Source organism: Vibrio profundi (assembly GCF_043642225.1).
GTDB classification, from domain to species: Bacteria; Pseudomonadota; Gammaproteobacteria; order Enterobacterales; family Vibrionaceae; genus Vibrio; species Vibrio profundi_A.
Genome location: NZ_JBHZSF010000009.1, coordinates 57985 through 70418, shown reverse-complemented (window position 1 = coordinate 70418; position 12434 = coordinate 57985). Strand labels below are relative to the sequence as shown.

Here is a 12434-nt window from a genome sequence, read left to right as displayed (position 1 = left end):
TAAAAGTCGCTAACTAACAAGTAGATATATCAATTATAGTAATTATTCTCGACCTATTTCTCTTATTTTATTGACTTTTTTCCAGATCTTTTTAGCATTGTTTCTTTTTGCAGAGAAATACTATGTCAGACGCGACAAACAACGAACAACAAGTAGTCGATTTAACCACCATTTCACCAGAGCTTCGCCAAGTTATCGAGTTTGATGAAGTACCTGAAGCAATGCATCACATGGTTACATCAATCCACGAAGTGTCTGAAGAAGCTGTACGTGAAGCATGGGACAGCTTGCCAGCAAGCGCACAGAATGTACTGGATAACTTTGAACAATTTCACGCTTTGATTACTGTAAGCCAAGGTTTTGCCGGTGTTAATGTGATGGAAGAGTTCCCAACTCTGAAGCTTCCAGAAGGTATGACAGACGAAGAAAAAGAAGAGTACCGTGCTCAATTGCTTGATCAAGTTCTTCATAACTGTGTTAAAGATATGGTTAAGCAAATTAAGAAAGCTCGTCGTGATGCTATTCTTAAACGTGACTTTAAAGAAGTTTTCGCAAAGTAATTGCCTAAACCTTTAAAAATAATGCCGCTAAGTTAGCGGCATTTTTTATTCTAGTGACTAACGGCAATGTCTCTTTGAGTGACACTTACCCCTTTAACCTGCGCGAAAACCGCTTGCCCAACTTCCAATTTTAGTTCTTCTAGTGCCCAAACCGTAATGGTGGCTGCTAGAATGCAATTTTCCGATAACTCCAATTCAATCGTTGCGCTTTGCTTATCTTTCCCGTGAGATTGGGTTTCAATTCGACGAATCTTTGCTGGAACAATGTTCCTAATCGAGGTCTGATCCGGTTTACTGAGTGTAATGGATACATCATTGGCGCGAACTTGAAGGCGAACCGGAGTACCTATATCACTTTCTATCTTTTGCACCCATAAAGACACATCTTGCGTAAGTTTGAGTTTAGACAACGCATATTGCTCGTTGTGGAGTTCAACATGAGCTTCGAACAAAGAGCTGCGTTCCGAGAATGATTGCCATGGTCTCATCGCCTGTGAAGACCATACTTCTTCGATAGTTCCGGAATTAATTACTTTGCCACCATCAATAATCACAAGATGGTTGGCTAACCTTAAGATCTCATTAATACTATGGGTAACATACAAGATTGGAATATTGACATTTTCCGCGAGCTCTTCAAGAAATGGCATGACCTCACGTTTTCTAGGAAGGTCGAGCGAAGCTAACGGCTCATCCATTAACAAAATAGCCGGTTTAGACAACAGCGCACGTCCTATAGCAACTCTTTGCTTTTCCCCACCCGACAGCGCAGAAGGGTATCGATGCAACAAATTAGTAAGAGCAAGCAGTTCGGTGATTTTCTTAAAATACTCCGCATCAAACTCTTTAATGCCATACTTCAAGTTTCCAATCACACTAAAATGTGGAAACAGTCTAGACTCTTGGAATACATACCCGACATTACGTTTATGTGTCGGTAGATTCACCTGTTTTTCAGAGTCGAACAGTACCTTGCCATTAATTTCTATCGTACCCATAGCAGGCTTGGTCAAGCCTGCGATAACATTAATCAGCGAAGTTTTCCCTGCCCCAGAACGCCCAAAAATGGAGGTAATCCCCTTGTTAGGGAGAGTTAACTTAATGTCAAAATCGGTATCACCTAGTGTTTGTTGGTAATCAATGAGTATTTGGCTCATGCGCTCGCCCCTAGGCGTTTAGCCGATTTCTTTGCTAGCCACTCAGAGAACACAAGCGACGCGAGTGCGATTACGATAGAAATAACACACAAACGCGCAGCTTCCAGTTCTGAGCCCGGAGTCTCGATAAAGGTATACATGGCCAATGGTATTGTTTGAGTCTCACCTGGAATATTTGAAACAAAGCTGATCGTTGCCCCAAACTCCCCTAAGCTTCGAGCAAAAGAAAGCATTGATCCTGTAATAATTCCCGGAATCATTAGCGGTAAGGTAATCGTTAGGAAAACTTTAAATGGTGATGCACCCAATGTAGCGGCAGCTTGCTCAAGTTTGCTATCGACGCTTTCAAGGCTCAATTTAATTGAACGAACCATCAGCGGTAGCGCCACTACCACACACGCAAGAACAGCGCCTTGCCAACTGAAACTAAATACAATGTTAAACGTGTCAGCTAACCAACTTCCAATCACACCCTGTCTTCCCATCACAACAAGCAACAGATAACCAATAACGACAGGAGGCAGTACTAACGGTAGATGTACAACGCTTTCTAGCAAACTTTTCCCATAGAACTGCTTTTTAGCTAGTAACCAAGCAAGTGCAACCCCTAAAGGAATAAGCCATATCATGGCATAGCCTGCTACTTTCAAGCTCAATAGCAAAGCTTGAGCTTCGTAGTCAGACAGGTAAAACATCGACATTCATTAATCCAAGCGTTCAAAATTTCAAAGTCATGTGGTAGCTCGATTAGGGATTCAGCCTAATCGAGCCTAATTGCGCTGAGAGTGATTTATTTGATAAGTTCAGGCCACAATAAACCTAGATCTAGGTACTTCTCGATGGCATCAGCAATTCGGTCAATGCCCTCTTCTTTTAACTGTTCGTGATTTACCTCAGCCACGTCACTTGCTCCGGCCCACTCACATATCAGACTCATACTATCAGAATTATCAAATATACCATGTAGGTAAGTACCAAGGATTTGATTACAATCACTTAGCGCTCCATCCTTTATCCCATCAGATAGCACAATCGGAGATTGATCATTAACGACAGTTTGCCCGACATGAATTTCATAGCCTTTTACGGCAATCGTCTTACCATTGAGTGTCAATTCACCCGTTGTGTTGGTTAGTGTTTTATCACGAGCCAACAGCGTTGTCGTGTCCAACAAACCTAAGCCAATACTATTACCCTTCTCACCTTCAACGCCGTCTGGATCTTCTATTAACTTACCCAACATTTGATAGCCGCCACAAATACCCATTACCTTTCCACCAAACCGTAAATGGCGTTGAATATCTTTGTCCCAACCTTGAGAGCGCAAATACTCTAAATCAGCCCGCACTGACTTACTTCCAGGAAGAATAATTAGGTCTGCATTGCTTAAAGTTTCGCCCTTACCTGCATAGCGCAAATTGATGTCTGGATTTAACCTAAGGACATCGAAATCAGTGTGATTGCTAATACGGGTAAACACTGGGACGACAACGTTCAGTTTCGTTTCCTCCCCTGATACCTGCTCTGCGGTGATTGCATCCTCCGCCTCTAGATTAAACCCATGCAAATAAGGTAAGACTCCAATAACCGGCTTCCCAGTTTTATCTTCTAACCATTCTAAGCCAGATTGCAAAAGCGAGATATCACCGCGAAAACGATTAATCACAAAACCTTTGACTCGTGCTTGCTCCGACTCAGATAACAACGCGAGCGTGCCATATAAATGCGCGAATACTCCGCCACGATCAATATCAGCAACAATGATAACAGGCACATCCGCTTCTTCAGCGAATCCCATGTTTGCGATATCATTTTCACGTAAATTAATCTCCGCCGGGCTTCCCGCCCCTTCAATCATAATGCTCTGATAGCGCTCGGTGAGCTTAGCGAAGGAATCAAGAACCGTATCCATCGCTATCTTTTTATAATCATGGTATCCGGTAGCATCCATATTAGTGACCACTTTTCCCTGTAAGATAACTTGGGCACCGGTATCGGAATTGGGTTTCAAAAGCACAGGGTTCATATGGATGGAGGGAGCTAAATTACAAGCTTGGGCCTGAACAGCCTGCGCACGCCCAATTTCACCGCCATCAGAAGTGACCGCACTATTAAGTGCCATGTTTTGTGGCTTGAAGGGGGCAACTTCTATACCTTTTCTAGCCAGCACGCGGCACAACCCTGCCACCAATACACTTTTGCCTGCATCAGAAGTCGTGCCTTGAACCATCAAAGCTTGAAGTGGAGTTTTCATTATCTAATATCTTCCCTAAATCACGTAGCACCTATAGTAACGACATTAAGAAAGAGATGCTTCTATAAATGAATGGAAAATGAATGTGTTACTCACGCTCCATTCAATCGAATCGTTGTTTAATAGCCTTGTCGATTAAGAATACCAACAAAGGAAAAACTCATGAAAAAGTCTATTATCGCGCTTGCAGCTACTATGATTCTTGCACCTACCATCGCATTAGCAGGTAATGATGATCACAAGGACAAAAATTCATACATTCAATACACCGGCCCTGTAGAATCGGTTTCAGTGGCATCGTTACTGGAAGACAGCAGTATGTTTGCTGAAAAAAATGCTGTCGTGGATGGGAAAATTGTTAAGCAAGTAAATAAAGATAAGTTCATTTTTTCTGATGGACAAAGCGAGATTCAGATTGAGCTAGACGATGATATCAAGCTGGACCAGCCCCTGACCGCTGATACTTCCATTCGCATTTTTGGTGAATACGAAGGTGGAAAAACACCAGAAATCGAAGTTGACCATATTCAATTGTTATAAATTTTATATGTAACAACAAATTAGATAACAAATTCAGAAAATGGCCTGCATATTGCAGGCTTTATTGTATATACTCGCAATATTACATGTTTTTCTGGAGCTCCCATGTTTGGTACTGCAAACAATAAGTTATTACTCGGTTTAGCCGCTTTATTTTCTTTCTCTGCGCAAGCGAATAACTTCAACTACAACGCCCTAGAGATCCGCATGGGATCGAGCCCTAGTACCTTTGGTGGCGAGTTCACCACTTACTTTACTGAAAACACCCATTTTGTCGGACGTTTTGATAGCGGATTCAGTGGAGACTGGGACTTAGCAGGTGGCATCGGTTTTAACGGTCCAGCGGGTCAATTTGCAGATATCTATGGCCAAATGCTACTGCATAACATCAAGTACGAATCTAGCAGTAAACTTGGTGATGAGTTCAAAACTGAGATTAACATAGGTGCTCGTGCATGGTTAATGGATGGAGTAGAAGTCAACATCCGAGGTGGACAGCTAATGGACAATGACGGTACAAGTTCAATCTTTGGTATTGGTGGCCGATTCCACTCAACAGAACAATTGTCTCTAGGCGTAGACCTTCGTAATAATGGCGTCTACGGCCAACAGATCATAATGTCCGCGCGCTTCGGTTTTTAAGGCAACTGCATAAAAAACATTAAATTGAAACGTAATTGCCAAACAGTTAGATGAGTAAGTTCAATTGTTTAACTACTAAAAGAGCTAAAAACCTAACAATCCAATGAACAAAAAGACCTCCATTAAGGAGGTCTTTTTTTACATCCGCATAAGACTATTTAGTGATTTTGTCTTGAACATACTTTTGGCCAACATCAACAACGGCGATATCACGGAAGAAACTACGACCTAGTAATAATGGGAAGGACAGATGGGTACGATCTGCAAGCGTAAACTCGGTTTTTTCTTTAAGATCACCCAATTGGATCCAGGCTTGAACAACCGCTCGTTTCTGGCTGCCATCAGCACTTGATTGTTTGATGTTTACCCAACGTTCTACCGGCAAGCTTAATTCTTTGCTATTTATACCATCGTGCTCAATCTTAAATTTCACCCAATCTTTGCCGTCACGTTCAAATGGAACGATATCAACGGCACTAATTGAAGACGTTGTCGCGCCAGTATCCACACGCGCCTTAAATGTCTCTTTTAAGCCAGGAATGAATACCCATTCTTCTTCACCTAGAATTAATTTGCCGTCAGCCGTTTTTTTCGGAGCCTCTATAACAGGAGGTTCAGGCTTAACCGGTTTCTCAACTTCAGGTTCCGCTGGTTTTTCATCTGGCTTGTCAATTGGTGTTTCAACAACGACTTCTGTAGCGCCTTCTGACGGAGTATTTTGATCTTTACCAGTATCGACTGGCGCAGTGGTTGAACATGCCATCAATCCACCACTCATCATCAGCGCAATCAGTGCCTTTCTTTTATTCATACATCCACCACTTAATTAGAAACTTTTGCAATAGCATTAGCAACATATGGGATATGAGATTCTGAAAGTCCCGCGATATTAATGCGCCCATCGCCAACCCCGTAAATACCATACTCTTCACGAAGCTTGGTCATTTGAGATTCACTGAATCCAAGTACAGTAAACATGCCTTTATGACTTTCAATAAAGTCAAAATGCTCTGTGTTATGTGTGTTTCTCAACTCACTACACAGCGTGTGTCTTAGGTTAAGTAATCGCTGCTGCATTTCACTTAATTCTTGTTTCCAGACTTTAGTGAGCTCTTGATCCTGAAGGATCGTTTTAACTAACGCAGCACCATGATCAGGTGGCATAGTATAAGTAGAACGAGCTAGTGTTAGCAGTTTACCTTTGGCATTGCCCACACTTTCACTGTTCTTACCAATAACAATCGCCGCTCCTGTACGCTCACGGTACAAACCAAAGTTCTTTGAACACGACGTTGTAATAAGCATCTCTTCAACGTTGTCAGCCATGTATTTCAGGCCTTTTGCGTCTTCTTCCAAACCATCACCAAAGCCTTGATAAGCGATGTCAACGAAAGGAATAAAGCCATTTTTCTGAGATAGCTTAGTGATTTCCTGCCACGCTTCAAAGTTGATGTCCGCCCCTGTTGGGTTATGGCAGCAACCGTGAAGCAGCACTACATCACTTGGCCCAGCGGTAGATAAATCAGCCATCATCTTTGTGATATCTACTTGCTTTGTTTCAGGGCTAAAGTAAGAGTAGTACTTAACCTTCAGACCTGCTGCTTCCATCACTGGCTTATGGTTTACATAGCTTGGGTTTGAGATCCAAACAGTTGTATCCGGCTGAGCTACCTTCATCAGATCGCCTAGCATACGTAGCGCCCCACTTGCCCCAGGTGTTTGAATCGCTGCAACACGACCAATAGCAGAAGTGCCAGTTAGAAGTAAATCAACCATGCTTTGGTTAAATTCTTCACACCCTGCTAAACCGACATAAGCTTTGGTTTTTTGAGTTTCAACCACGATGTCTTGAGCCATAGAAACGGCTTTCATGATTGGTGTTTCACCTTGGTTATTACGATATACGCCAATACCTAAATCGACTTTATCAGCGCGATTATCACCTCGGTATGCAACGGAAAGAGAGAGAATAGGATCTAATGTTGGTTTTGGTAGATGTGAAAACATGAAAGTCACAACCCTTTGAAATTCAAGTAATGTGTTCACGTTAACATTATCACAGCAAAATCCGAAACATTTTTTATGACAAGCGTTACGTAACCTTACCTCGTAGACAAAATAGAAAAATCAGCTCAATAACCTCTCAAAGTACCAGCTTTGGTTGAGCCCTAATCGTTACTGTCCATTTTGTTTAAATTGACGTGGCGTCATTCCGCACCATGCTTTAAATCGAGTACTAAAGTTTGCCGCATTTGGGTAACCAACAATTTCACCAATATGTTGAATCGACCAATCACTCGATCGGAGCAACCTAGCGGCATACTCCATTCTCATTCTCATAAGGTGGTGCATTGGGCTATGAGAAAAATACTGCTGACAGAGCCGATGAAAATGTGGTTCTGAACATGGGAAAATTGCGGCGAGCTCTTGGACATTCCACTCTTTGTGAAGCTGTTTTTGAACACTATCGAACACTCGGCGGAGTCTGACCAAGTTGCGAGATTGCTCCTGCGGAGCTGGGGCATTAATCATTGCCTCTATTTGGGCAACACTGTGAATGGCGATTTCCCCTCCTAAATCGATAGGTAAAGAAATACTTCTTAATAGTGTATGGATGCATGAATACATCACATCGGCAGCTGGCGTTAATGTATATTGAATATCTTCACCCACAACCCCTTGCCACTTTTCGCTAGGAGAAAGAAACACCCAAGCAATCTGCCAAGTTTCTTCTTCAATACCAAATCCATTTTCAATGCCAGCCGGCACAACAATTAGGGAACCGGGCTCGAGCGTATATTTACAAATATCACTTTCAAGCCAACCCTTACCCCGAACGGTATATAGCAGCAAGTGTTTTTGTTGATTCTTTCTATGCACAGAAAAGAACTCGCGGCATGTAGCAATACCGCATTGAACAAGCCCTAGTTCTTCAAACGCCAGTACATGTGTTTGGTCGATAAACTCTTGGTGAGTTTTGTCTGAAATATCATAGCGTTCTTGCTTTTCATTCATATTGATAGTTTGGCAAAAGTTTGTGATGAGTTTGAATAATACAATTCTCCCGATTGGGATTACACTCATTGCACATCATCACTAGGAGTTTTGCGATGCTTTCGACATTCCAACATTTAGACACTTCATTCTGGCGAAAGCTCATTTCTATTGGCTTACCGGTTTCTCTTCAGTCAATGCTGTTCTCGTTACTGGGTGTCATTGATATTTTTATGGTCAATCAGCTTGGAGACTCTGCCACGGCCGCCGTGGGTGTAGGTAACCGCATTTTCTTTTTCAATCTCATAATGATCGTAGGAATCAGCGGTGCGGTAAGTGTGCTAGCTTCACAATACTTTGGTGCCAACGACTTCAATGGGATTAAACGAACATTAGCGCAATCTTGGGCACTATCAATTGTCGCGATCTTACCCTTTATATTGCTCTATCTTTTGGCTCCTGCTTCAGTTGTCTCTGTAGTGGCCTCAGATCCTGAATATATCCAACTGGCAACGGATTACCTATGGATTACAGGAGCCAGCCTTCTTGGTACCGCACTTGTTGTGCCTCTTGAGTGCGCATTACGTTCTGTCGGCGAAGCTAGACTCCCAACAGTCGTTAGTATCATCGCAATCTTCTTTAACGCAGCACTCAATGCATTACTTATCTTTGGTTTGTTTGGCTTCCCGGAAATGGGAGTAGCAGGGGCAGCAGTTGGCACATTGCTATCACGAGTATTCCATACAATTTTGCTCTTCGCTCTGGCTATCAAGCGTTACGCTCATCTGTTGCCTAAAGCAGAAAACTGGTTAGAAGGATTAACGCCTAAATACAGAAAGAGGTACTTTTCCGTTGCACTTCCCATGATGATCCATGATACCGCTTGGGCTGGTGGACTCGTGATTTACAACATCATTGTCGGCCAAATGGGTGTTGGGCAACTGGCAATCATCTCTTTGTTGTCACCTGTTGAAAGTATTTTGATCTCTGCCTTTTTAGGCTTTGCTGTGGCAGCTTCAATTATCTTAGGTAACGAGATTGGTGCGAAAAACTATCAACGAGTCGAACAAACAGCATGGGGCTATGTTCTAGTCAGTTGCGGACTTGCAGCACTACTCGCTTTACTGTGTTTTATGGCCAAACCATTGATAGAACAGCTTATTGAACTTACTCATTTAGAATTTAAAGACACTGCCATAAATGTTTGTTTAGTCATGGCATTAGGAATGATCCTGCGAGTCTTCAATATGGTCGGTATCGGTGGAGTGTTAAAAAGTGGCGGCGATATTAACTACAGCATTTTTATCGACTTATCAGGGCAATGGCTTATTGGCATCCCACTAGCCTACTTCACAGCGATCGTACTAGCGTGGCCATTGGAATGGGTATTATTGATTATTCTCGTAGAAGAGTTCGTAAAGATCATTCTAACGAGTCATAGAATTCAATCGAAGAAATGGATCAACAACTTAATTGAAGAACCAAACGCACTAGCCACATCCAGTTAAGTTCGTCCATTCCGATTACATAAAGAACTCACACCAAAAGGGCTTTGTCATTCGCTATTCGCGATGATCAAAGCCCTTTTTTTCGATACGTTACTTGTTAGGTTCAATTAGATATCGGTAAACCTATAAATGATCTGATTCGAACTGCCACGCCACTCTAGACTTGGATCGGCTTGCTCTTGCACAAACTTACCATCAATCAGCGTATCCACCAGCGCTATTACTTCACTTTGTTCTGGCGTCAACTCTTCCAAGGTGTATCCGGTCCAAATCCAAATGTCTTTTCCTGGACACTCTTCTTTCACTCGCTTAACTAACTTGAGGATTTCACTAACATTCGCTGGATGCAATGGGTCTCCCCCCGATAGTGACAAGCCTCTTCGCTTTATTCGCGTGTCGTTAAGATCTGCAATGATGTGATCTTGCAGCTCCTTGGTAAATAGATGACCAGAATCCAATTTTTGAGTGGATTGGTTATAGCAGCCTCGACATTGATGGACGCAACCAGAAACAAAAAGTGTACAGCGCGTTCCTGGCCCGTTAACCACGTCAATTGGATGATACTGATGGTAATTCATAGTGTTTCAATACTAGTTATAAATGCTTAACGCGACGCTTAACTTCTTCTTGCTTACCGAAGTTAAACGGCCTTGCATCTGGGCTACCTAAATAGCCACACACACGTCTTGTCACCGATACTTTAGTTGAGTCATGATTGCCGCATTTCGGACAAGTAAAGCCCTTACTTGTACAATCAAACTCACCGTTGTAACCACATTCGTAACACTCATCGATAGGTGTGTTGGTACCATAATATGGCACCCTCGTGTAGCTGTAATCCCAAACATTCTCTAAAGCTTCGATGTTATTCTGCATGTTAGGGAACTCTCCATAGCAGATAAAGCCACCACTAGAAATTGGAGGGTAAGGTAACTCAAAGTCAATTTTGTCGTATGGGTTAACTTTTTTCTGTACGTCTAAGTGGAAGCTGTTGGTGTAGTAGCCTCGGTCTGTAACCCCTTCAATTACACCAAACTCTTTGGTATCAATTCGACAAAAACGACTACATAAGTTTTCACTCGGTGTGCCATACAAGCTAAATGCATAGCCAGTCTCTTCAGTCCATTCTTGAACCGTTTGCTTCATGTGCTCTACCACTTCTAAAGCCTTCGCACGCATGTCAGCATCATCGTAAAGATGATCTTCTGTGCCAAACAGTGCCGTCATCGCTTCATGAATACCAATGTAACCTAAAGAGATAGAAGCTCGACCATTCTTGAAAATGTCTGCTATTGAGTCGTCCGCTTTCAATCGAACGCCACACGCCCCTTCCATATATAAAATAGGTGCAACACGTGCTTTCACATTTTCCAAGCGAGAAATTCGAGTTTCGAGTGCACGGCGCGCCAGTTTCAGCTTCTCATCAAGTAGCTCATAAAACTCAGCCATGTCCCCATTCGCTTTGATAGCGATGCGAGGTAGGTTCAAACTTACTACGCCTAGGTTATTACGACCTTCATGGACCAATTCACCGTTTTCTTCATAGGTTCCTAAGAAACTACGGCAACCCATTGGCGTTTTAAATGATCCCGTCACTTCAACCACTTTGTCATAGTTAAGAATGTCAGGATACATACGCTTAGAAGCACACTCTAACGCCAGTTGTTTGATGTCATAATTTGGATCTTCTTGCTTGTGGTTTAAGCCATCTTTGATCGCGAATACCAACTTCGGGAACACCGCTGTTTTGCGGTTTTTACCCAAACCAGCAATACGATTTTTAAGGATCGATTGCTGAATCAACTTCGAACCCCAACTTGTACCCAATCCAAACCCAAATGTAACGAATGGCGTTTGCCCATTAGCTGTGTGAAGTGTGTTTACTTCATATTCAAGAGATTGGAAAGCGTCATAACACTCTTTCTCTGTACGAGCGATAGCAAACGCTTCTGGGCTGTGAATATCCCAATCTTTCGCTAATTGAAGGTGCTTTTCGTAACTTGCCTTGACATATGGCTCTAGCACTTCATCAATGCGGTTAATCGTGGTGCCGCCGTAGATATGACTTGCGACCTGAGCAATGATTTGAGCGGTAACCGCAGTAGCAGTTGAAATCGATTTAGGCGTATCAATTTCAGCATTACCCATTTTGAAACCATGCGTAAGCATGCCTTTTAGGTCAATCAGCATACAGTTAAACATTGGGAAAAATGGTGCGTAGTCTAAGTCATGATAGTGGATGTCACCATCTTCATGCGCTTTAACAATATCACGAGGTAAAATGTGTGTTTTAGCATAGTGCTTAGCGACAATACCTGCGAGCAAGTCACGCTGTGTAGGGATTACCTTACCGTCCTTATTGGCATTTTCGTTGATCAAGTCAACGTTGCTTTCTTCAATTAAGCCTTCAATTTCACGGGTTAAGGCGCTTTGCTTTTCGCGCGCGATATCTCTGTCATGACGATATTCAATGTACGAGCGAGCAAGCGACTTATAAGGCCCCTGCATTAACTCATTTTCGACCATGGTTTGGATTTCAGAGATGTGGACTTCATCGTAGTCTTCAAGCTTTAGCTCAACAGCTAATGCAACATTTAATGCATATATTGCAATTTCTTTATCTGCTTGTTCCGATGCTGCTTCAACTGCTGCTTGAATGCGATCCCTGCTAAACGGAGCTCTTGAGCCATCACGTTTGATTACGATTGATTTCACCACTTCTCCTTACCCTACACGTATTCACAGACTTATCCACAAACACACTATATAGAGCGATTTA

At 42.5% G+C, this 12434-nt stretch carries 12 protein-coding genes; 4 read left to right on the top strand and 8 right to left on the bottom strand.

What is annotated here, in order from left to right:
* The first annotated feature begins 122 nt into the window (after positions 1–122).
* On the top strand, positions 123–560 hold the full coding sequence (locus ACHUFI_RS14490) for a DUF3069 domain-containing protein (protein ID WP_394250309.1): 438 nt from the start codon (positions 123–125) through the stop codon (positions 558–560).
* Between the two features lie 50 nt (positions 561–610).
* Here the strand turns inward: ACHUFI_RS14490 and modC are convergent, their stop codons facing one another.
* From modC to ACHUFI_RS14475, 3 genes are all read right to left on the bottom strand, one after another.
* Entirely contained in the window at positions 611–1717 is a 1107-nt protein-coding gene (modC, locus tag ACHUFI_RS14485) for a molybdenum ABC transporter ATP-binding protein ModC (RefSeq protein WP_394250307.1), read from the bottom strand.
* On the bottom strand, positions 1714–2412 hold the full coding sequence (modB, locus tag ACHUFI_RS14480) for a molybdate ABC transporter permease subunit (protein ID WP_394250510.1): 699 nt from the start codon (positions 2410–2412) through the stop codon (positions 1714–1716). The genes modC and modB overlap by 4 nt, the downstream gene beginning before the upstream one ends.
* Positions 2413–2507: 95 nt before the next feature.
* Positions 2508–3971 (bottom strand): cobyric acid synthase, encoded by a 1464-nt coding sequence (locus ACHUFI_RS14475; protein ID WP_394250305.1) that lies wholly within the window; start codon positions 3969–3971, stop codon positions 2508–2510.
* 162 nt (positions 3972–4133) lie between these two features.
* Between ACHUFI_RS14475 and ACHUFI_RS14470 the strand changes: the two genes are divergently transcribed.
* Complete coding sequence (locus ACHUFI_RS14470) at positions 4134–4511, top strand: YgiW/YdeI family stress tolerance OB fold protein (protein ID WP_394250303.1); 378 nt, start codon at positions 4134–4136, stop codon at positions 4509–4511.
* Positions 4512–4616: 105 nt separating this feature from the next.
* Complete coding sequence (locus tag ACHUFI_RS14465; protein ID WP_394250301.1) at positions 4617–5153, top strand: hypothetical protein; 537 nt, start codon at positions 4617–4619, stop codon at positions 5151–5153.
* A gap of 154 nt (positions 5154–5307) precedes the next feature.
* Here ACHUFI_RS14465 and ACHUFI_RS14460 read toward each other — a convergent pair whose 3' ends face one another.
* The 3 genes from ACHUFI_RS14460 to ACHUFI_RS14450 all read right to left on the bottom strand — a co-directional run bounded on the left by ACHUFI_RS14460 (position 5308) and on the right by ACHUFI_RS14450 (position 8168).
* Positions 5308–5964 (bottom strand): ATP-dependent zinc protease family protein, encoded by a 657-nt coding sequence (locus ACHUFI_RS14460; RefSeq protein ID WP_394250299.1) that lies wholly within the window; start codon positions 5962–5964, stop codon positions 5308–5310.
* A gap of 11 nt (positions 5965–5975) precedes the next feature.
* The gene (locus ACHUFI_RS14455; RefSeq protein WP_394250297.1) at positions 5976–7160 is read right to left on the bottom strand and encodes an amino acid aminotransferase; all 1185 of its coding nucleotides are present in this window, start codon (positions 7158–7160) and stop codon (positions 5976–5978) included.
* A gap of 168 nt (positions 7161–7328) precedes the next feature.
* Positions 7329–8168 (bottom strand): AraC family transcriptional regulator, encoded by an 840-nt coding sequence (locus ACHUFI_RS14450; RefSeq protein WP_394250508.1) that lies wholly within the window; start codon positions 8166–8168, stop codon positions 7329–7331.
* Between the two features lie 95 nt (positions 8169–8263).
* On the opposite strand from ACHUFI_RS14450, the gene ACHUFI_RS14445 reads away from it, so the two are divergent.
* Complete coding sequence (locus tag ACHUFI_RS14445) at positions 8264–9655, top strand: MATE family efflux transporter (RefSeq protein ID WP_394250295.1); 1392 nt, start codon at positions 8264–8266, stop codon at positions 9653–9655.
* Positions 9656–9762: 107 nt separating this feature from the next.
* Here ACHUFI_RS14445 and nrdG read toward each other — a convergent pair whose 3' ends face one another.
* Positions 9763–10233 (bottom strand): anaerobic ribonucleoside-triphosphate reductase-activating protein, encoded by a 471-nt coding sequence (gene nrdG, locus ACHUFI_RS14440; protein WP_394250293.1) that lies wholly within the window; start codon positions 10231–10233, stop codon positions 9763–9765.
* 16 nt (positions 10234–10249) lie between these two features.
* The gene (nrdD, locus tag ACHUFI_RS14435; RefSeq protein WP_394250291.1) at positions 10250–12370 is read right to left on the bottom strand and encodes an anaerobic ribonucleoside-triphosphate reductase; all 2121 of its coding nucleotides are present in this window, start codon (positions 12368–12370) and stop codon (positions 10250–10252) included.
* Positions 12371–12434: the final 64 nt, after the last annotated feature.